General features: G+C 66.4%; 16 protein-coding genes and 1 other RNA gene. 11 read left to right on the top strand and 6 right to left on the bottom strand.

Features of this window, described 5'->3' with window-relative positions; translation table 11 throughout:
• The first annotated feature begins 280 nt into the window (after positions 1–280).
• The 8 genes from ACOQPI_RS08795 to ACOQPI_RS08760 all read left to right on the top strand — a co-directional run bounded on the left by ACOQPI_RS08795 (position 281) and on the right by ACOQPI_RS08760 (position 11,048).
• Complete coding sequence (locus ACOQPI_RS08795; protein ID WP_420619280.1) at positions 281–1,162, top strand: carbohydrate kinase family protein; 882 nt, start codon at positions 281–283, stop codon at positions 1,160–1,162.
• Positions 1,163–1,212: 50 nt separating this feature from the next.
• Positions 1,213–2,106 (top strand): pseudouridine-5'-phosphate glycosidase, encoded by an 894-nt coding sequence (locus ACOQPI_RS08790; protein WP_420619279.1) that lies wholly within the window; start codon positions 1,213–1,215, stop codon positions 2,104–2,106.
• 94 nt (positions 2,107–2,200) lie between these two features.
• The gene (gene valS, locus ACOQPI_RS08785) at positions 2,201–4,744 is read left to right on the top strand and encodes a valine--tRNA ligase (protein ID WP_420619278.1); all 2,544 of its coding nucleotides are present in this window, start codon (positions 2,201–2,203) and stop codon (positions 4,742–4,744) included.
• A gap of 9 nt (positions 4,745–4,753) precedes the next feature.
• Positions 4,754–5,488: a molybdate ABC transporter substrate-binding protein gene (modA, locus tag ACOQPI_RS08780; protein WP_420619277.1), complete on the top strand. Its 735-nt coding sequence runs from the start codon at positions 4,754–4,756 to the stop codon at positions 5,486–5,488.
• A complete protein-coding gene (modB, locus tag ACOQPI_RS08775; protein WP_420619276.1) occupies positions 5,485–6,339 on the top strand; it encodes a molybdate ABC transporter permease subunit in 855 nt (284 codons plus the stop codon). The genes modA and modB overlap by 4 nt, the downstream gene beginning before the upstream one ends.
• Positions 6,336–7,376, top strand: a complete 1,041-nt coding sequence (locus ACOQPI_RS08770) for a sulfate/molybdate ABC transporter ATP-binding protein (RefSeq protein ID WP_420619275.1) — start codon at positions 6,336–6,338, stop codon at positions 7,374–7,376. The genes modB and ACOQPI_RS08770 overlap by 4 nt, the downstream gene beginning before the upstream one ends.
• A gap of 157 nt (positions 7,377–7,533) precedes the next feature.
• Positions 7,534–9,960: a ribonucleoside-diphosphate reductase subunit alpha gene (locus ACOQPI_RS08765; RefSeq protein WP_420619274.1), complete on the top strand. Its 2,427-nt coding sequence runs from the start codon at positions 7,534–7,536 to the stop codon at positions 9,958–9,960.
• A 128-nt stretch (positions 9,961–10,088) separates the two neighbouring features.
• A complete protein-coding gene (locus ACOQPI_RS08760; protein WP_420621012.1) occupies positions 10,089–11,048 on the top strand; it encodes a ribonucleotide-diphosphate reductase subunit beta in 960 nt (319 codons plus the stop codon).
• A 226-nt stretch (positions 11,049–11,274) separates the two neighbouring features.
• On the opposite strand, the gene dnaG is transcribed toward ACOQPI_RS08760, so the two are convergent.
• From dnaG to uppS, 5 genes are all read right to left on the bottom strand, one after another.
• Entirely contained in the window at positions 11,275–13,149 is a 1,875-nt protein-coding gene (gene dnaG, locus ACOQPI_RS08755; protein ID WP_420619273.1) for a DNA primase, read from the bottom strand.
• A gap of 41 nt (positions 13,150–13,190) precedes the next feature.
• The gene (locus ACOQPI_RS08750; protein ID WP_420619272.1) at positions 13,191–14,711 is read right to left on the bottom strand and encodes a putative PEP-binding protein; all 1,521 of its coding nucleotides are present in this window, start codon (positions 14,709–14,711) and stop codon (positions 13,191–13,193) included.
• Positions 14,712–14,745: 34 nt separating this feature from the next.
• Positions 14,746–16,083, bottom strand: coding sequence for a glycine--tRNA ligase (locus ACOQPI_RS08745; RefSeq protein ID WP_420619271.1), 1,338 nt, complete (start codon positions 16,081–16,083; stop codon positions 14,746–14,748).
• A 72-nt stretch (positions 16,084–16,155) separates the two neighbouring features.
• Complete coding sequence (recO, locus tag ACOQPI_RS08740) at positions 16,156–16,869, bottom strand: DNA repair protein RecO (RefSeq protein ID WP_420619270.1); 714 nt, start codon at positions 16,867–16,869, stop codon at positions 16,156–16,158.
• Between the two features lie 50 nt (positions 16,870–16,919).
• Positions 16,920–17,642: a polyprenyl diphosphate synthase gene (gene uppS, locus ACOQPI_RS08735; RefSeq protein WP_420619269.1), complete on the bottom strand. Its 723-nt coding sequence runs from the start codon at positions 17,640–17,642 to the stop codon at positions 16,920–16,922.
• Positions 17,643–17,744: 102 nt separating this feature from the next.
• Here uppS and ACOQPI_RS08730 point away from each other — a divergent pair, with 102 nt between their 5' ends.
• Positions 17,745–19,628 carry an ATP-dependent DNA helicase gene (locus ACOQPI_RS08730; protein ID WP_420619268.1) on the top strand — a complete coding sequence of 628 codons (1,884 nt, stop codon included), beginning with the start codon at positions 17,745–17,747 and terminating at the stop codon, positions 19,626–19,628.
• 15 nt (positions 19,629–19,643) lie between these two features.
• Here ACOQPI_RS08730 and era read toward each other — a convergent pair whose 3' ends face one another.
• Positions 19,644–20,603 carry a GTPase Era gene (gene era / locus ACOQPI_RS08725; protein WP_420619267.1) on the bottom strand — a complete coding sequence of 320 codons (960 nt, stop codon included), beginning with the start codon at positions 20,601–20,603 and terminating at the stop codon, positions 19,644–19,646.
• A gap of 41 nt (positions 20,604–20,644) precedes the next feature.
• Between era and smpB the strand changes: the two genes are divergently transcribed.
• Positions 20,645–21,160, top strand: coding sequence for an SsrA-binding protein SmpB (gene smpB, locus ACOQPI_RS08720; protein WP_420619266.1), 516 nt, complete (start codon positions 20,645–20,647; stop codon positions 21,158–21,160).
• Between the two features lie 39 nt (positions 21,161–21,199).
• Positions 21,200–21,588: a transfer-messenger RNA gene (gene ssrA, locus ACOQPI_RS08715) on the top strand.
• Positions 21,589–21,635 lie beyond the last annotated feature (47 nt).

Raw genomic sequence — 21,635 nt, 5'->3', positions numbered from 1 at the left:
TTCGGCTGATGGAAGAACGCAATCGCATAGCGGTGTTCGCGCCGTGCCCGCTCGGTAACAGGGAGAGCCACGCGGTGACGAGTAGAGCGCCATCGATCTGGCGTACGACCGCTTCGCGTGGGCCACTCAGGTCTACGACCGGAATGCTCATCGCCACATCCTCCCCCAGCCTCTGGCCAATTATGCCCCGCATTACAGTGTCGGCATCACCCGCTCATCGGTCGCGACCCACATCAGCAACCTCACGGCTCAAGGCAAGGCAAGGGGGCGAGGCTATGTCGTGGCCGACGAGCCCTATGTTGTCGTCATTGGCGGAGCGAACGTCGACATCGAGGGCCGATGCTCCACACCACCACTGCCACACGAATCGAACCCTGGTGCCGTCGCCATCTCGGCTGGTGGCGTCGGCCGCAACATCGCCGCGAATCTCGCCGCGACCGGACTCCAAACACACCTGGTAACCGCCCTCGGAGAGGACGACCACGGCCAACTCATCTACAACCGCACATCAACAAGCGGCGTTGATCTGTCGTCGGTGCTGTGGACCTCCCAGCACCCGACAGCCACCTACCTGTCCATCATTGACGCGAACGGCGAACTCCTCATGGCCGTCAACGATATGGCCATCACCGCAGTCGTGGACCGCAAGGCCATCGCCGCGCGCGCGGAGCTCTTGCGCCACGCCCGGGTTGTGGTTGTGGACTGCAACCTCAACGACGAAGCCCTCGATGAGATCACCAGCCTCTCCCCTACTGTGTTCGTCGACACAACCTCGGTCGCCAAGGCACCCCGGATTCGGCCCTATCTGGATCGCATCCACACGCTGAAGCCAAACCGCGCCGAGGCGACCGCGCTCACCGGGATCGACATTCACAACACCGCGACAGCTCGCATAGCTGCGCAGCGGCTCCTTGACGCTGGTGTCGCCACCGTCTACCTAACGCTCGGACCCGACGGTGTCGTCTGGGCCGACCAGGAAGGCGGCGGCGGATTCCTCTCGGCACCACAGATTCACGCGCTCAGCACGACCGGCGCTGGTGACGCGTTCACCGCAGCACTCGTTAGGGGATTCTGCAACCTCACCGGCCCCGACGAACTCATCGAGCTCGCCACCGAGCAAGCCGCAGCCATCACTACCGAACTCACCCCCGGCCTCCAGTAGGCCGGCAATCCCCAGGAGATGAATTGAACTCACAGCACACGCCCCACATCGTGTTCAGCGACGAGGTCGCCGCCGCCGCAGCCAACCAGGAAGCGATCGTTGCTCTCGAGTCCACCATCATCACCCACGGAATGCCCGCACCTGACAACGTCGAGACCGCCCGTCACCTGGAAGCAGCCGTTCGCGCCAACGGCGCAACCCCAGCCACGATCGCGGTCGTCGACGGCGTCGCCCGCATCGGACTCACTGACGAGGAGCTTGACCGGCTCGGCCAGCCCGACCCGGAGCTCGTCAAGATCGGCAACCAGAATCTCGCCGCTTCGTTCTACCTTGGTCAAACTGGCGGTACCACCGTCGCGGTAACGATGAAGCTCGCCGCTCTCGCCGGAATCAGGATCTTCGCCACGGGCGGGATCGGCGGTGTTCACCGCGGCGCGCAGTACAGCTTCGACATCAGCGGCGACCTCGAAGAGCTCGCCCGCACCCCCGTGGCCGTTGTGTCCGCAGGCTTCAAGTCGATCCTCGACATCGCCAAGACCACCGAATACCTAGAAACACTTGGAGTCCCGATCGTCGGCTACCAGACGGCGATTCTCCCGTCCTTCTACAGCATCGACAGTCCCCATGAGGTCAACCTCCAGTTGGATAGTCCCGAAGCCATCGGCGACTACCTTCACACCCACTGGAACCTTGACCCAGCCCGCGGTGCCGTGATCGCGAACCCCATCCCACAACACGCAACAATCCCTACCGACCGCATAGAGGCGGCAATAGCCCAAGCGTGCGTTCACGCCGATGCTGAGGGCATCAGCGGCAAAGAACTCACCCCATTCCTACTGCAATGGCTCGTCGATGCAACCGACGGCGAGAGCCTAGAAGCGAACAAAGAGCTGGTGCTCAACAACGCGAGGGTCGCAGCGCTGATCGCCCAGCACCTCACATAGCCATGTGAGTCCCAAGACAAAGAGGGTGGTGCCAACAGCCCCCACGCGTAACGACTGCAACCCGCTGCAAATACAACAGTACGATGACCAGGCGATGACCGCCGCCCGCAACGTCCCCGAGAAGCCCGCGCTCGAGGGTCTCGAAGCCAAGTGGGACGAAATCTGGGAAGCCGACGGAACGTACCGGTTCGACCGCACTGCCACCCGCGATCAGGTCTACTCCATCGACACCCCGCCCCCCACCGTGAGCGGCTCGCTTCACGTGGGCCACATGTTCAGCTACACCCACTGCGACACCCTGGCCCGGTATCAGCGCATGCAGGGCAAGCAGGTGTACTACCCCATGGGCTGGGACGACAACGGCCTGCCCACCGAGCGCCGGGTGCAGAACTACTTCGGCGTCCGCTGCGATCCCTCTCTCCCCTACGACCCGCACTACCAGCCCCCCGACGAACCCGGCAAAGACCAGCTTCCCATCTCTCGGCGCAACTTCGTCGAGCTGTGCGAGCAGCTCACCGCCACCGACGAGCAGGCCTTCGAAGAGCTGTGGCGCCGCCTGGGCTTGAGCATCGATTGGTCGCTCACCTACGCCACAATCGACGAGCGCAGCCGCCGGGCCTCCCAGCGGGCCTTCCTCCGCAACCTGGCCCGGGGCGAGGCCTACCAGAGCGAGGCCCCCAGCCTGTGGGACATCACCTTCCGCACCGCGGTGGCCCAGGCCGAGCTGGAAGACCGGGAGCGCCCCGGCGCCTACCACCGCCTGGCCTTCCACCTGCCCGACGGCGGCGACCTGCCCATTGACACCACACGACCCGAGCTGTTGGCCGCCTGCGTGGCCGTGGTGGCCCACCCCGACGACCAGCGCTATCAGCCCCTGTTCGGCCAGACCATCACCACCCCGCTGTTCAAGGCGGCGGTGCCCATGGTGGCCCACACCCTCGCCGACCCGGAGAAGGGCACCGGCGCGGCCATGATCTGCACCTTCGGCGACACCACCGACGTGACCTGGTGGCGGGAGCTGGACCTGCCGGTGCGGGCCATCGTCGACCGGGGCGGCCGCATCGTGGCCGACGCTCCCGCCGGCATCGACCCCGCCCCCTATGCCGAGATCGCCGGGCGTACCATCCACGGCGCCCAGCAGCGGACGGTTGAGCTCCTCACCGAGTCGGGCGAGCTGATCGGCGAGCCCCGCCCCATCACCCACCCGGTGAAGTTCTTCGAGAAGGGCCAGCGCCCGCTGGAGATCGTCACCTCCCGCCAGTGGTACATCCGCAACGGCGGGCGCGACCAAGACCTGCGCGAAGCCCTCATCGACAGGGGCCGGGAGCTCAACTGGGTGCCTGAGCACATGCGGGTCCGCTACGAAAATTGGGTCGGCGGGCTGAACGGCGACTGGCTCATCAGCCGCCAGCGCTTCTTCGGCGTGCCCTTCCCCATCTGGTACCCGCTGGACGACGACGGCCAGCCCGACTACGACCACCCCATCGCCGCCGACGAGGCCAGCCTCCCTGTGGACCCTTCCTCCGACACACCCCCCGGCTACGCCGAAGACCAGAGGGACCAGCCCGGCGGGTACACCGCCGACCCCGACGTGATGGACACCTGGGCCACCTCTTCGCTGAGCCCCCAGATCGCCTGTTACTGGGAGGACGACCCCGACCTGTTCGAGCGCACCTTCCCCATGGACCTGCGCCCCCAGGCCCACGAGATCATCCGCACCTGGCTGTTCGCCACCGTGACCCGGGCCCACTTCGAGCACGGCGGGCTGCCGTGGTCCACCGCGGCCATCTCCGGCTGGGTGCTCGACCCCGACCGCAAGAAGATGTCCAAGTCGAAGGGCAACGTGGTCACCCCCATGGGCACCCTGGAGCAATTCGGCGCCGACGCCCTCCGCTACTGGGCGTCGTCGGGGCGGCCCGGCACCGACACCGCCTTCGAGGAAGGCCAGATGAAGGTGGGCCGGCGCCTGGCGGTAAAGATCCTCAACGCCAGTCGGTTCGTGCTCGGCCAAGAGCCGGCCGCAAACGCCCAGCCCACCGAGACCCTCGACCGGGCCCTGCTGGCCCACCTGGCCAACCTGATCGACGACGCCACTGCCGCGTTCGACAAGGGCGACTACGCCCGAGCCCTGGAGAGCACCGAAACGTCGTTCTGGTCGTTCACCGACGACTACCTGGAGCTGGTGAAGAACCGGGCCTATGGCGGCCGGGGCGGGCCCGCGGGCGAGTCGGCCCGCTCCACCCTGGAGACGGCGCTCACCGCCTACCTCAAGCTATTCGCCCCGTTCCTGCCCTATGTGGCTGAAGAGGTGTGGTCGTGGTGGCAACCGGGCTCAGTCCACCGCTCGCCTTGGCCTGTCGGGGCCGAGCTGCGGGCCGCGGCGGGCGATGTGAACCCCGAGGCCGCCGCGGTGGCAGCCGACGCCCTGAGGGAGATCCGCCGCATCAAGAGCGATGCCAAGGTGCGCCTGGCCACTGCGGTAACCACCGCCACCGTCACCGACACCGCCGAGCGGCTGGCCATCTTGGAGCAGGTGGCCCACGACGTGGCCGACGCCGGGCGGTGCCGAGAGCTGCTCACCGCGGAGGGCCCGGAGCTGTCGGTGACCGCGGAGCTGGAAACCGAGTCCGCGGCCTAGTGGTCTGAGATGAACAGATTGGGCCTCGGTGTTTTGGCCGGGGTTCTTGCCTGGTTGGTGACAGGATGCGGGGGTGAAGGCAAGACCGCGGTGACGGTGTACGCGGCAGCGTCGCTGTCGGAGGCGTTCGAGGACTTGGCCGCCGAATACGAGGCCGCCAACCCAGATGTCGACGTGAAGCTCAACTTCGCGGGCAGCGCTCGGCTGGCCGCCCAAATCAGCGCCGGCGCCCGGGCTGACGTGTTCGCATCGGCCAACCGCGCCAGCATGAGCCGGGTTGTGGCCGAAGGGCGCACCGCCTCACTCCCCGTTTTATTCGCCCGCAATCGACTGGCCTTGGTTGTGCCAGTGGACAACCCCGGCGATGTCACCGAATTGGAAGACCTGTCAGATGACAGTTTGGTGCTGGCGATGTGCGCCCCCGAGGTGCCCTGCGGCGCCCTCGCCCAGGCTGTGCTGGCCGACTCCGGGGTAACCGCCAACCCCGACACCGAGGAGACAAGCGTGCGGGCCGTGCTCACCAAGGTGATGCTGGGAGAGGCTGACGCCGGGCTGGTGTATGCCACCGACGTGGCGGCCGGAGGCAACAAAGTGGCCGCAGTGCCCCTCGGCCCCCAGATCAGGGTCAACGACTACCCAGTGGTAGCGGTCAGCGATCGGGCCGTTGCCGCCGACTTTGTGGATTTCATCCTCGGTCCTGACGGCCAGAGCATCCTCTGGAGTCACGGATTCGATTTCCCATGACCGACCGTGCCACCCCCAAGGAGCCCAATCGAAGGCCGCCTATCGCGGTCCTTGTGGCCGCCATCATCGCGGTAGCAGTCTTGGCACTACCCCTGGTGGGCCTCTTGCAGCGAACGCCATGGTCAACACTGGGCACCAGGCTGGGCGAGACGGCCACCCTGGAGGCCCTCCGGGTGTCGGTGGTGGTGTCGCTTCTGGCCGCGGCGGTCTCGATGGTGCTGGGGCTGCCATTGGCCTGGGTGTTGGCCCGGCTGACGTTCCGGGGCCGAGCGCTGGTGCGGGCCGTCGTGCTGCTGCCCATGGTGCTGCCCCCGGTGGTGGGCGGCATCGCCCTGTTCTTCGCCCTCGGCCGAAAGGGGCTGGTGGGCCGGGCGCTGCAAAACTGGTTTGGCGTCGACACCCTCATCGGCACCACCGCCGGCGCGGTGATAGCCGCCGCGTTCGTGTCGATGCCGTTCTTCGTGATCACCGCCGAGGCCGGCTTGCGCCAGCTCGACCCCCGCTTGGAGTCGGCCGCCTCCACCCTGGGCGCCGGGCGCTGGACCGTGCTGCGCCGCATCACGCTGCCGCTGCTGGCCCCGTCGCTGGCCGCAGGGGCCACCCTGTCGTGGGCCCGGGCCCTCGGCGAGTTCGGGGCCACCATCACCTTCGCCGGCAACCACCCGGGCCGCACCCGCACACTGCCCCTGGCCATCGCCCAGGCCAACGAGGCCGGCCAGCCCGAGGCGGCCATCGCCATGTCGGTACTGCTCATCGGGGTGTCGCTGGTCATCCTCATCGGCCTGCGCCACCGTTGGATCGCCCCCCGCACCACTCAACAGAAGAGCTCGTCGGAAGCATCCCCATCATGAGCATCCAGGCTGAGATCCATGCCGCCACCGGCGACTTCTCCATTCACGCCGCGTTCGATGCTCCCACCGGGAGCTGCACCGCCATCGTCGGCCCCAACGGGGCGGGCAAGACCACCTTGGTTCACGCGCTGGCCGGGCTGATCCCGCCGCGGCAGGGCAGGATCGTGTTGGCCGGAGAGGTGGTCGACGATCCTGCCCAAGGCATCCAGACACCCCCCGACCGGCGTCCCATCGCCCTTCACAGTCAGCACAACCTGCTGTTTCCCCACCTCAGCGTGGTGGACAATGTGGCGTTCGGCCCTCGGTGCGCGGGCCTGGCCGCTCGCCCGGCCCGCCAGCGCGCCGAAGAGTGGCTCAGCAGGGTTGGCCTGGCCGATCTGGCCGAACTGCGTCCCGCGCAGCTCTCAGGCGGGCAGGCCCAGCGGGTGGGCTTGGCCCGGGCGGCCGCCTGTGAGCCCGCCGTCCTGCTCCTCGACGAGTCCCTGGCCTCCCTCGACGCTGAAACCCGCACCGACGTGCGCCACTTGCTAGCCGATATCGAGGCGACCCGGGTGCTGATCACCCACGATCCGGTGGAAACCAGGGTGTTGGCCGACCAACTCTTGGTGATGGAAAAGGGTGAGATCGTGCAGACCGGCACCCCCGAGGAGGTGGCCGCCGATCCCCGCACTCCGTGGACCGCCGGGCTGCTCGACATCAACCTTCTCACCGGTACTGCCGCGGGCACCGAAGTGGCTCTCGAAGGCGGGCTCACCCTCACCACGGCCACCCCTATGACCGGGCCAGTGCTGGTCACCTTCTCCCCCGCGGCCGTCACCCTTTCAACGGTCGAGCCCCACACCAGCGCCCGAAACACCTGGGAGGCCGAGGTAGCCCGCATTCAGCCCGAGAGCGACCGGGTCAGGGTGCTTCTGGGGGCCCCAGTGCCCTGCCAGGCGTGGGTCACACCCCAGGCGGTGGGCGAGTTGGGACTGAGGGGTGGCTCGCGGTGCTGGGCCGCCCTCAAAGCCACTGAATTGACCGTCCGAGAGGCCTAGTTCGCGCGCGCGAATATCACGACAACAAGCCCACCCCAAAACAAAACCCCTGCTCACAAGGGTGTAATTACGACATTGTTGATATATGACCCCGTGGTAATTACAATCTTGGAACTTCGCGCTTGCAGCATCCAAGCCTCGTTCTCAGGGGGGACTGATGACACTCATACAGGAGCCACTGGCCGCAGTAGGCAGCAATGGGGCCGATGCCGACCAAAACGGGGAGCATCCCGCCGGCGATACCGGGATGCGGGTCCGCAAGCGCAACGGCGAGTTAGAGCCGGTAGACGTCAACAAGATCGTCAACGCGGTGGCCCGATGCGCCGAGGGACTGGTGGGAGTCGACCCGATGCGGGTGGCTACACGGACTATTTCCGCCCTGGCCGATGGAGCCACCACCCGAGAGCTCGACGAGCTGTCTATCCGCACCGCGGCCGGGTTGATCGTTACCGAGCCGAATTACTCCAGGCTGGCCGCCCGTCTCCTGTCCACCTGCATCGACAAAGAGGTCCGCAACCAGAACATCCCCTGGTTCACCGAGTCGATCAAGACCGGCCACAGCCTGGGCTTGATCAGCGATGAGACGGCCGATTTCGCCGAGAAACACGCCCCGGCGCTGAACGCCTCCATCAGCTCGCTGCGCGATCGGAACTTCGAATTCTTCGGCTTGCGCACGGTGTACGACCGCTACCTGCTGCGCCACCCCGACACCCGCCAGGTGATCGAGACCCCGCAGTACTTCTTCTTGCGGGTGGCCTGCGGCCTCTCCGCCGATGCCGATGAGGCGATCGCCTTCTACGACCTGATGAGCTCGTTGGCCTATCTGCCGTCGAGCCCCACGCTGTTCAACTCAGGCACCGCCCACCCGCAGATGTCGTCGTGCTACCTGCTCGACTCCCCCACCGACAGCCTCGAGGGCATCTACCAGCGCTACACCGACATCGCCCGGCTGTCGAAGTTCGCCGGCGGCATCGGTGTGGCCTGGCACCGCATCCGCTCCAAGGGCTCGCTCATCCGGGGCACCAACGGCCTGTCCAACGGCATCGTGCCTTGGTTGAAGACCCTGGACAGCTCGGTGGCCGCCGTCAATCAGGGCGGCAAGCGCAAGGGCGCGGCCTGCGTCTACCTGGAGTCCTGGCACGCCGACATCGAGGACTTCTTGGAGCTCAAGGAGAACACCGGCGACCACAACCGCCGGGCCCACAACCTCAACCTGGCCAATTGGGTTCCCGATCTGTTCATGGAGCGGGTGGAGAAAGACTGGCAGTGGTCGCTGTTCGATCCCAAGAAGGTTCCCCACTTCACCGACCTGTACGGCGATGAGTTCCGCGAGGCCTACGAGGAAGCTGAGCGCGAGAAGCTGTACGAGGTCCAGCTCCCCGCTCGCCAGCTCTACAGCCGCATGATGCGGTGCCTGGCCCAAACCGGCAACGGGTGGATGACGTTCAAAGACGCCTCCAACCTGCGCTGCAACCAGACCGGCCAAGAGGGCCGCACCGTACACCTGTCCAACCTGTGTACCGAGATCATCGAGGTCACCAGCGACGATGAGACCGCGGTGTGCAACCTGGGGTCGGTCAATCTGGGAGAGTTCGTCGACACCGACAGCGGCAAGATGGACTTCGAGCGGCTCGGCGATGTGGTCCGCACCGTGGTGCCCTTCTTGGACCGGGTGATCGACATCAACTTCTACCCCACTACCGAGGCGGCCAACTCCAACGCCAAGTGGCGCCCGGTGGGCCTGGGCCTGATGGGCCTCCAAGACGTGTTCTTCCACTTGGCCATGCCCTTCGACAGCGACGAGGCCCGCCAACTGTCGGCCCGCATCTCCGAGGAGATCTACTTCAACGCCCTGTGGGCCTCCACCGAGCTGGCCGAAAAGCATGGACCCCATCCCGCGTTCGCCGAGACCCGGGCAGCCAATGGCCACCTCCAGTTCGACCTGTGGGGTAAGGACAGCTCCGATCCGGCCCGGTGGCAGACGCTTCGGGACCGCATCGCCGAGCACGGTCTGCGCAACTCCCTGCTCATCGCCATTGCCCCCACCGCCACCATCGCCTCCATCGCCGGCTGCTACGAATGCATCGAGCCCCAGGTGTCCAACCTCTTCAAGCGGGAGACCCTCTCCGGCGAGTTCTTGCAGATCAACCGCTATCTGGTGAATGACCTCCAAGAATTGGGCTTGTGGGACGACCAGATGATCGCCGATGTGAAGCGCTCTGAGGGATCGGTGGCCGACATCGAGCGCATCCCCGACGGTCTCAAGGCGGTGTACCGCACCGCCTGGGAACTCCCCCAGCGCTCCCTCATCGACATGGCCGCCGACCGAGGGGCCTTCATCGACCAGTCGCAGTCGCTGAACCTGTTCATGGAGTCGCCCACCATCGGCAAGCTCAGCTCCATGTATCTGCACGCGTGGAAGGCCGGGCTGAAGACCACCTACTACCTGAGATCCCGGCCCGCCACCCGAATCAACCAAACCACCACCGGCGGTCCCGATGGCGCGACCGCCGCCCCGGTCCCCGACGCCGAGGCGGTGGCCTGCTCATTGGAAAACCCCGAGATGTGTGAGGCATGCGACTGATGGCACTGGCAGAAACCCCCTTCCTCGAAAAAGACCTGGGCCTCAGCCCGGTGCCTGAGGCGGCACCCGCGGTCGTACCAGCCCAGGGACGCATCCTCGATCCCGGCTTCAATCTGACGCTGCGCCCCATGCGCTATCCGCAGTTCTTCGACATGTACCGCGACGCCATCAAGAACACCTGGACGGTGGACGAGATCGACTTCTCCGACGACCTGGTCGATTTGGAGCGCACCCTTCTACCCGCCGAGAAGCACCTGGTGAACCGACTGGTGGCGTTCTTCGCCACCGGCGACTCCATCGTGGCCAACAACTTGGTGCTGAACCTCTACCAGCACGTCAACGCCCCCGAGGCCCGGATGTATCTGTCTCGGCAGCTCTATGAGGAGGCGTTGCACGTCCAATTCTATCTGACTCTGCTCGACAACTACATCCCTGACCTCGCCGAGCGGGAGGCCGCATTCGCGGCCATCGACAACATTCCCTCCATCCGCCAGAAGGCCGAGTTCTGCTTCCGGTGGATGAACTCGATGGACGACATCGACCAGTGCGACACCCCCCAGCAGCGCCGTCAGTTCCTGTTGAACCTGATCTGCTTCGCCACCTGCATCGAGGGGCTGTTCTTCTTCGCCGCGTTCGCCTATGTGTACTTCCTGCGGTCCAAGGGGCTGTTGAACGGGCTGGCCGCCGGCACCAACTGGGTGTTCCGCGACGAAAGCTGCCACATGAACTTCGCCCTTGAGGTGGTGAACACGGTTCGGGCCGAGGAGCCTGAGCTGTTCGACGCCGAGCTCAGCCAGCAGGTCACCACCATGATCCGCGAGGCGGTGGACTGCGAGTACCAGTTCGCCGAGGACCTGCTGGGCCAGGGCGTGCCCGGCATGTCGGTGGCCGACACCCGCCGCTACCTGGAGTTCGTGGCCGACCAGCGCCTCACCCAGCTCGGCTTGCCCAAGCAGTTCGGCTCGAAGAACCCGTTCTCGTTCATGGAGCTCCAAGACGTGCAGGAGCTGACCAACTTCTTCGAGCGCACCGTGGCCTCCTACCAGGTAGGCGTCGAGGGCGACGTGGCCTTCGACGAAGACTTCTAGCAGATGCTCGTTGCGGTCTCCGTGGCCGCACAGGTAGGATTCGTGTGGACCTGGAGGGAATCGAACCCTCGCGGTGGGCTGTCAAGACCGAGCCGCCTCGCCATGAGCAGGCCCACCGCAGGAGCCTAGCTCTTGTAATGGAATATGGCCGGACCACTTTTGGTTCGGCCATATTTCGTTTTATACGCTGACTATGATGGACAATTATTGAAATAGCACTAATAGCCTATGACTCGTCCCCTAGCCTCAGCAGCTCCAGCAGGGCGCGGGCCTGCTCGGCCTCCCACTCCGACTCCCGGAGCTTGTCCATCGCCGTCTTCAGGCTGGCCACCCGGCGCAGCAGGTCGTCATCGACGACTCCGGTGCGGGCTTGGCGCTCCAGATAGGTCAGTTCCCGCTGGGCCGACTCATACAACAGGATGGCCATGACCACTTCCTGGCGGTGGGTGCTGGCCCGCAGGTCCTCGTCTTCTACCACCAAGAGTTCCTGCATGAGGGCCACTAGCCCCGACGCGGCTTCGGCCAGCAGCGTATCCATGTCCGGGTACTCAAGCATTGCCTCGAAAGCGTCTCTGTACAACGGATAGTGAAGCATCCCAGGCACGACTTCCGGCCACACCGCTCCAGGTTCGTTGGCCGCCAACCACAGCACTTGGCGCTCCACGTTGTTAGGTGGGGGGCTGCCCATTTCGTTGTGATGATCCTCATCGCTACTGCCAGACACATTGCCCGTATCTGCCGGGTGAGGGGCTTCTTCTTCTGAATTCGATCTTGAAGATCGAGCATTGCGAGAGGGAGGAGGACGGTAGTCCTGGGCTATGCGGCGAAGGCGCTCTTCGGCGTTCGGATCGTCCTGACGACATCGAGTAGCGATTTCCAACAGGTACGGGTCTCGTACCAAAGGATCCTTGATTGAAGCCACAGCCTCGGTAGCTCGCCTAGCCGCTACAGAACGACCCCTGATGGAGTCCAAGTCAGCTTGGGACAAGACCCGTTCATAGCGGAACCGCGGAAAAGCCATTGCTTCTTCGACAGCAACTACCAACCCCTCCGGGTCGGTCTTCGCCAACTCTCCAGGATCAGTACCAGCAGGAAAGACGGCTACTTTGACTTCGATTTCCCCTTCCCACTGCAAGAAGCGCTCGGCTGCATCGCCTCCGGCGGTATCCGGATCAAACGCCAGCACAATACGCTTGGCGTAGCGTTGCAAGAGCTGAATGTGATCTTCGGTAGCCGCTGTTCCGCATGTGGCTACCGCCCAGGATATGCCAGCCTGGGCAAAGCCGATCACGTCGGTGTAGCCCTCACAAATGACCACCTGCCCAGCATTCACGATGTCCTGCTTCGCCCAATTCAGGCCGTAGAGAACTCGGGACTTTCGATAGACGGCGTTGTCTACCGAGTTCTTGTACTTGGGGCCCTCCCCGCCGGGCAAGATGCGCCCCCCAAACCCCACCGGCTTGCCGCTGGGGTCGAATATGGGAAACAGCAGCCGCCCACGAAAGCTGTCCCAAGTTCGCCCACTCTCATTGCCACGTCCCAACCCGGATTCAGAGAAGACCTCAGGTGACAATCCGTTCTTGGCACCTACCCTCAAGGCTCCGGCCAGCGCGCCCCACTCGTCGGGAGCCCATCCCAGCTTGTACTGACGCACCACGTCGCCGTTGTAGCCCCTTTCGCGGAGGTAGCCCCGGGCCGGGCCGGCGTCGGGGGAGGTCAACAGCCGCTGGTGGTACCACTCCACTGCCTGCTCTAGGGCCTCGGTGAGCTTGCCCCGTTTCTGGCGGTCGGCGCCCTCGCCGGGCGAGGTGTAGCGCAGCACGATCCCCGACCGTCCGGCCAGCCGCTCGACCGCCTCGGGAAAGTCGGCGTGCTCCACCTCCCGGACAAAGGTGATGGCGTCGCCGCTGGCCTTGCAGCCGAAGCAGTGGTACACGCCCATCTCCGCGTTCACCGAGAACGACGGGGTCTTCTCCGCGTGGAACGGGCACAGTCCCTGCCAGCGGCGCCCAACCCGCTTCAGCTGTACGTACTCGCTGATGACCGCGACGATGTCCGTCGCTTCTCTCACCCGGGCCACGTCTTCGTCGTGGATGCCCACAGAGGGAGATTAGGCCGAACCGATGACAGCTTGGGCAGTCGCTAGCCGGACTCCGAGGCCACAACCGCCTGGGCAGCCGCCAGACGGGCCACCGGTACCCGATGCGGGGAGCAGGACACATAGTCCACCCCCGCGGCGGCCCAGAACGCAATCGACGCGGGATCGCCGCCGTGCTCGCCGCACACCCCGATCTCGATGCCGGGGCGGGCGGCGTGGGCCCCGGTAACTGCGTCGGCCACCAGCCGGCCCACCCCGGTCTCGTCCAGGGTCTCGAACGGGTTGGCCGCCAGAAGGCCGTGATCGATGTAGGGACGCATGATCCGGGCTTCGATGTCATCGCGGCAGAATCCGAAGGTCATCTGGGTCAAATCGTTGGTGCCCACCGACAAGAAGTCGGCGCAGGCGGCGATCTCGGCCGCGGCCAGCGCCGAGCGGGGGGTTTCGATCATGGCCCCCACCGGGATGGCTCGGCCCCCCAAGCGGCTCTCGAATCCAGCCAGTTCTTCGGCTACCGCAGCCCGCACATGGGACAACTCCGGGCCGCCCACCACTAGCGGCACCATGATCTGCACCTGTGGATCGCCTCCGGCCGACACCCGACGAGAGGCAGCCTCGGCTACCGCTTTGGCCTGGGCTCGATACAGCCCGGGACGCAGCACCCCCAGTCGGGCGCCCCGCACGCCGAGCATGGGATTCTCCTCGACCAGTTCGGGATGGTCGGGCAAGAACTCGTGCAGAGGCGGATCAAGCAGCCGGACGGTCACCGGCAAACCATCCATGACCTCCAAGAGATCCACCAGATCCTCCACCTGGGCCTCGGCCAGCGCGTCCAGCGCGGCCGGCCCGCCGTCGGTGATGGCCCGCTGGATGAGCGGCAGCCGCTCCCCCAGGAACATGTGCTCTGTGCGGCACAGCCCCACCCCGGTGGCTCCGAACTCTCGGGCCAGCCGGGCCGAGAAGGCATCGTCGGCGTTGGCTCGCACCGCCAGCCGCCCGCCCCGCAGCTCGTCGGCCCAGTCCAGCAGCGTGAACAGCTCGTCGGGAATCTCCACTTCGCCCACCTCAGCCGCGCCCAGCATGATCGTGCCTGCCGAGCCGTCCACCGTGATGGGGTCACCGTCGTGCAACTCCACCTCGCCCAACCGGGCTGCCCCGGCTGCGACGTCCACCGCCAGGGTCTCCACTCCCACCACTGCGGGGATCCCCCAGCCTCGGGCGATCACCGCCGCGTGGCTAGCCATTCCCCCCTTCGCGGTGATGATTGCCGCGGCGGCCGACATGGCCACCTCGTCGGCCGGCGTGGTGAACGGCCGCACAAACACCGCAGGTATGCCCTCGTCGTCGGCGTCCAGCACCGCGTCTACCGTCAGGCACACCCGGCCCGACGCCGCTCCTGGCGAGGCGGCCACTCCGTGAGCGGCCACCGGGGCCGACGGGCCGTCGGTCATCTTGGCGTGGAGCAGGTCTTCCACGTCGTCGGGGGCCACCGCCAGCACTGCGTCTGCCCGATCCAGCTCGCCCCGCTCGGCGGCCTGCACCGCGGCAATGATCGGGCTGGTCACCGCAGCAACCTGATCGGGCCGATCACCGACGCCCTCACAAGTCGAGCTTGGCGTCCAAGTGCTCGGCCAGCCCGTCGATGGACACCCGGTCTTGGTCCATGGTGTCGCGGTCGCGCACCGTAACCGCCCGATCTTCCAGGGTGTCGAAGTCCACGGTCACGCAGTAGGGAGTGCCGATCTCATCCTGGCGGCGATAGCGGCGGCCGATCGACTGGGTCACGTCGTAGTCGGTCATCCAGCGGGGCTGAAGCAGGCCCAGTACCTCCTCAGACACCGCTTGGAGCTCGGGCTTCTTCGACAGAGGAAGCACCGCCGCCTTGTAGGGGGCCAGCCGGGGGTGGAGCCGAAGCACGGTGCGGGTCTCCCCCCGCACCTCCTCGGTGTCGAAGGCGGCCAGCAGAAACGCCATCATCGTGCGGGTGGCCCCCGCGGCCGGCTCGATCACGTGGGGCCGATAGCGCTCGTCGGCCTGCTGGTCGTAGTAGTCCAGGTCGACGCCGGAGTGCTCAGCGTGCTGGGTGAGGTCGTAGTCGGTGCGGTTGGCGATACCCTCCAGCTCACCCCAGCCCCATGGAAACAGGTATTCCACATCGGCAGTGCCGGCTGAGTAGTGGCTCAGCTCGTCGGCGTCGTGGGGCCGCAGCCGCAGCTTGTCGGCGGGGATGCCCAGTTCGGTGTACCAGTCCATCCGGGCGCTGCACCAGTATTCGAACCACATGGCGGCTTCGTCGGGGGGCACGAAGAACTCCATCTCCATCTGCTCGAACTCCCGGGTGCGGAAGATGAAGTTGCCCGGGGTGATCTCGTTGCGGAACGACTTGCCAATCTGGGCGATGCCGAACGGCGGTTTGTTGCGCATGGTGTTCAGCACGTTGGCGAAGTTGATGAACATGCCCTGGGCCGTCTCGGGCCGCAGGTACACGTCGGCGCCGGCCCCGGCCACCGGCCCAGCCTGGGTTTGGAACATCAGATTGAACTCCCGCGCCTCGGTGAGCTGGCCCTTCGCGCCGCAACTCGGGCACGTGTCTGGGTCCTCCAGCTGATCCTCGCGGTGGCGCGCCCCACAGTTACGACAGTCCACCAAGGGATCAGTGAAGTTGGTCAGGTGACCCGATGCCTCCCACACCTGGGGAGGCGACAGGATGGAGGCGTCCAGGCCCACCACATCGGTGCGGAGCTGCACCATGGTCCGCCACCAGGCGTCCTTCACGTTGCGCAGCAGCAGCACGCCCAAGGGGCCGTAGTCGTAGGCGCTGCGGAATCCGCCGTAGATCTCCGCCGACTGGTACACGAACCCTCGCCGCTTGCAGAGGTTCACCACCTTGTCCATCACCTCGTCGCCCGCACCTCGGTCGACGTCGCCACCACTCATGGCCCGCAGGCTACCGGCCCCCAGTGACAGGCCTGACACCGAAAAGCGGCGGGCACACTTCGGACGAGACTCTCAGCTGTAGGCGCCGGCGGCGCGGAGGCAGCGTTCCAGGTGGTGTTCTATGGCGGTGGTGGCTAGGTGCTCGACTTCGCTGGTGGCGGGTGAGGGGGGTAGAGCTAGGGCGGCGCTGAGGCTGCCGCCGAGCACCATTCGCATCAGGTCTAGGGCGCCGGGCGACAGGGGGGTTCCTCGGCGGCAGTTGCGGCACAGCGCGCCGCCGCTGCCGTAGTCGAAGGCTGAAAGATCGCCATCAGCTCCGCACGATGCGCACTCCCCTACTTCGGGTCCGACACCGTCGTGGACCAGGAGCTTGAGATAGAAGGCGGGCACCACCAGCGCCGAGTCGCCCGCGTCCAGCGCCCGGAGTCCGCCCAGCAGCATCCGGTAGAGCGCGCCGTCTGACTCCCGGTCCACGCCCACCCGGTCGACCGCCTCCAGCATGGCCATGGCCTTGCCCAGCCGGCCCAAATCCTCCCGCACCTCCCGGAACTGGTCCACCGACTCGACCTGGGTAACTATGTCGAGTTCGCTTCGCCCCCGGTGGAGCTGGAGTTGCACATGGCTAGTGGGCTCCAACCGCCCCCCGAACCGGCTGCGGGTTTTGCGGACGCCTTTGGCCACCGCCCTTACCTTGCCGTGCCCCCGAGTGCAGAACACCACGATGCGATCGGCCTCGCCCAACTTGTAGGTGCGAAGAACGATCCCCTGGTCCCGGTAGAGGCTCACCGGACCAAGCCTCTCACTCCTCGAACCGGGAGTGGCTCATGGTGCGCCCGTTATCTGACTCGGCCGAAGCGGCGGTGGCGGTGCTGGTACTCGGCTATGGCGGCGAACAGGTCGTGGCGGGTGAAGTCGGGCCACAGCACATCGCTGAACACCAGTTCGGAGTAGGCCAGCTCCCACAACAAGAAATTGGAGATGCGGTATTCCCCCGAGGTGCGAATGATGAGGTCGGGCTCGGGCATCTCCTGGTCGTAGAGGTGGCGAGCGATGGTCCGCTCGTTGATCATGCGAGACGGGGTCCGCTGGGCCGCGATGCGCTTTACCGCGTCCACGATCTCAGCACGACCTCCGTAGTTGAAGGCCACCGCCAGCGTCATCCGCGTGTTGTGCTGGGTGAGCTCGATGGCCTCGTCCATCTCCTTGATCAGGCCTTTGGGCACTCGCCAATCGCGCCGGCCGATGAAGCGGATCCGCACTCCCATCTCGTTGAGCTCGTCACAGCGCCGCCGCAAGATGGTGCGGTTGAAGTTCAGCAAGAACCGCACCTCGTCGTCGGGCCGGTTCCAGTTCTCAGTGGAGAAGGCGTACACCGTGAGCCACTCGATGCCCAGCTCCAGCGCCCCCTCGATCACGTCGAACAGCGCGTGCTCGCCCTGCTCATGACCCTCGGTGCGCGCCATCCCCCGCTGCTCGGCCCAGCGCCCGTTGCCGTCCATCACGCATCCGACATGGCGGGGGATTCGATTCAGATCCAGGCCATGACCCGACAAGTCCACACCTGCACGGTACTCCCCCGCGAGCCCCGATTGTGTGCGGGAGAAGCCTCCCAATCGGGTTTCTCCCCAATTCTTCGACCAGCCACCACTAGCGTCGGGGTGATGCCCGAAATCGCCGCTGTCGACGAGGCTTTGGAGGCGGTCGTTTCGACATTGGACGGCGGCGGCGAGCGGCGACCGGGGCAGCGGGCCATGTGTGAGGCGGTGGCTGATGCGATGGAGTCGGGGCGGCATCTGGTGGTGGCCGCCGGCACCGGTACCGGAAAGTCGCTGGCCTATCTGGTGCCACTGGTTCTGAGTGAAGGCCCCTCGGTGGTGGCCACCGCCACCAAGACCCTCCAAGACCAGCTAGTGAACAAAGACCTCCCCCAACTGGCCGAGGCCCTGGGGCGTCCGGTGCGTTTCGCCGTGCTCAAGGGCCGGTCCAACTATCTGTGCCTCCAGCGGTTGGAGGAGCATCTCGCCGACGACCAGTTGAGCCTGGAAATCGCCGACGGCCCCAAGGCCGAGATCAAGCGGCTGGCGGCGTGGGCTGGGCACACCGACACCGGCGACCGGGCCGAGCTGGACTTCGAGCCCTCCCCCGCGGCCTGGGATGCGCTCAGCGTGTCGGGCCGGGAATGTCCAGGGGCGCAGCGCTGCCCGTCGGGTGCGGCCTGCTTCGCGGAGAAAGCCCGCCACCGGGCCGATGCCGCCGAGGTCGTGGTGGTTAACACCCACCTCTACTGCCTGCACCTGTTCAGCGACGCCCCGCTTCTGCCTGAGCACGACACGGTGGTCATCGACGAGGCCCACGGCCTGGAAGACATCGTGTCCGATACCGCGGGGCTGTCACTGACCGGAGGGCGGTTCGACGAACTGGCCCGCCGCGTCCGAGCGGTGGTGGCCGAATCGGGCGCAGCGGACGATCTGGAAGACGCCGGTGCGCTGCTGCGGGAGGCTCTGGCCCCGTTCCGGGACAAGCCGCTGCCGGCTCCGTTGCCCGACGAGCTCCAGCGTATGGCCGTTTTGGCCCGGGGCCGGGTGGAGCAAGCCCTTGTCGAGCTGCGGGGAGTGCCCGATGACGCTCCCGGCGACGTCGGCCCCCGCAAGCTGCGGGCCATGCTGTCCGCCGGTGCCCTAGCCGAAGACCTGGCCCGGGCGGTGGAGGCCACGCCCGCCGAGGTGGCCTGGGTGTCGGGTACTGAGACCGCGCCAGCGTGGCGAATCGCCCCCATCCAACTGGGGGAACTGCTAACCGAGTATTTGTGGGAGCACACCACCGCAGTGCTGACCAGCGCCACTATCCCCATGAACCTGGGCGAGGTGCTGGGGCTGCACCCCGACGACCACGACGCCATCGACGTGGGCAGCCCGTTCGACTACGAGGCCAATGGACTGCTCTACTGCGCCAAGCACCTCCCCGAGCCCCGCAGTCCCGATTACGAGCCCGCCGCCCACCAGGAGCTGGCCGCCTTGATCGAGGCCGCCGGGGGCCGAACCCTGGCCTTGTTCACCAGCTACCGGGCCATGGACCGGGCCGCCGAGGTGCTGCGCGAGCAGCTCGACTTCGAGATCTACTCCCAGCGCGACCTGCCCAAACCCGAGCTGTTGCGGCGCTTCGCCGCTGAGACCGAGAGCTGCCTTTTTGCCACCATGAGCTTTTGGCAGGGGGTGGACGTACCGGGAGAGTCGCTGTCGCTGGTGGTGATCGACCGACTGCCGTTTCCCCGGCCCGACGACCCCCTGCTGGAAGCCCGGCGGGAGCGCTACGGCAAGGAGGCCTTCCGCCTGGTAGACCTGCCCCGGGCCGCCACCCGGCTGGCCCAGGGCGCCGGTCGGCTCATCCGACGGGGCGACGACCGGGGCGTGGTGGCGGTGCTGGACTCTCGGATGGCCCGAGCCGGCTACCGCTGGACGCTGGTAGAGGCCCTACCCCCGTTCCCCCGCACCGCCGAGCGCGACCAGGCCGAAGTCCTGCTGCGGTCTATTCGCGACGGGGTCTGATCTACAGGTCTGGGCCTAGAGATCGGGACTGGCCATGGAGCCCGGCCCGTAGCCGAAGCGGTCGAGCATCTCGGGGCGGCGCTGCCAGTTCTTCTCCACTCCTACGTGCAGCTCCAAGAACACGCCCTTGGGGAGCTGGACCCGGGCCGCCGTGCCCACCTTCTTGAGCACTGTGCCTTTTTTGCCGATCACCATGGGCTTCTGCGACTCCCGCTCCACCAGGATCTCCACCTTGATGCGGGGCCACTCCCATTCGGTCACCGCCACGGTGATCGAGTGGGGCAACTCCTCTCGGGTTACGGCCAGTAGCTGCTCGCGCACCAACTCGGCCACCCAGCGGGCCTCGGGCATGTCGCGAACCATGTCGGGGGGATATAGCGGCGGGCCGGGCGGCATGAGCTCGCACAACCGTTCCACCAGGGCATCCACCCCCTTTCCGGTGCGGGCCGAGGTGGGGAAATACTCGGCGAACCCCAGATCGCCGGCAGCGGCCAACTGGGCCACCACCTTGGAGCGGGGGGCGGCGTCGATCTTCGTCACCACCACGATGGAGTCGGGACCCAAACGCTCGGCGATGAACCGGTCGCCCCGCCCCAGCGGCCGGGTGGCGTCGATGCACAAGCACACCACGTCCACATCGTCGGCCGCGTCGGCCGCGGTGGCGTTCAGCCGCTCCCCCAGCGCGGTGCGGGGCTTGTGGATGCCAGGGGTATCCACGAACACCACCTGCACTTCCTCGCGGTGCAGCACGCCGCGCACCGCGTGGCGGGTGGTCTGGGCCTTGTCGGAGACGATGGCCACCTTGGTGCCCACGATGGCGTTGATCAGGGTGGACTTGCCCGAGTTGGGCCGGCCCAACAGCGTCACGAACCCCGACCGGAAGCCCTCCCACGGATTTTGGCCACCGAGATCGCCGACTGCATCGTCTGTCGGCGTGTCTTCCGGGTTGGCCACGCCCACCAGGGTACCGCTCAATTGCCGCTGTCCTGCCCTTGCCGCCCGGGTACCGTGAGCCAATGGCCGGACCGAAGCCGGGGACGAATAGCGAGCAGGAGCGCACCAAGGTGGTGGCTACCAATCGCCGCGCCCGGAGGGACTACGAGATCCTCGACGAATACGAGGCCGGCCTGGTGTTGGTGGGATCGGAAGTGAAGTCGCTGCGGGAATCCAACGTGACCCTCACCGAGTCGTACGCCCGCATGGCCGATGGCGAGCTGTGGCTCCAGTCGCTGCACATCGCCCCTTACTCCCACGCCGGAGGCGCCGGTGGCCACGACCCCGACCGCCCCAAGAAGCTGCTCTTGCACCGAGGCGAGCTCAACCGCATCAAGGCCCGCCTAGAGCAAGACCGCCTTACCCTCGTGCCTCTGTCCCTCTACTTCAAGCAAGGCCGGGCCAAGGTGCAGATCGGTCTGGCCCGGGGCCGCCGGCGAGCTGACAAGCGCCAAGCCATCGCCGAACAAGACGCCCGCCGCGAAGCCCGCAACGAGATGGGCCGCACCGCCAAATCCGGGATATCGCTGTCGGAGTGAGCCGGTATCATGGCGGGGCACCTTGACAACTGTGCACACGGGGCTGATCGGTTTCGACGTTGGGACCGGGGGCTGCGCTGTGCGACCCGAGTTGCTCAGACTCGCAAAACGGGGCAACCAACTAAACGGCAACGACCGTGAACTTCTCGCAGCCTGATCTTTCTGGCCTAGAGAAGAACCGCGACCGGTAACGGCACGCGGGGCCGGTCCACCGCAGCCCGGCAACAGAAGCGGTGGAGACAGTAGGGAAAGACCACTGACGGCGGGAAAGACCGCTGGCTCCGGGGAACAGACCCGGTGGCGGGCCCCCTAGCGGGGGCCGCCCGACCCGGCGGCGCGGCTGCCATCGACGCCACACACCGGGAATGGTCGTATCGCAGACAGGTCTCACCCAGCGGACGGGGGTTCGATTCCCCCCAGCTCCACCCTGATTACGCTACAGATCATACGGCCTTCCTCCCGATAAATCCTGAGT

Origin of the sequence: Candidatus Poriferisocius sp. (assembly GCF_965219815.1) — a bacterium.
Classification (GTDB): Bacteria; Actinomycetota; Acidimicrobiia; order Acidimicrobiales; family Bin134; genus Poriferisocius.
Note: the sequence above shows the minus strand (reverse complement) of the source record. Positions and strands in the feature narration are given on the sequence as shown.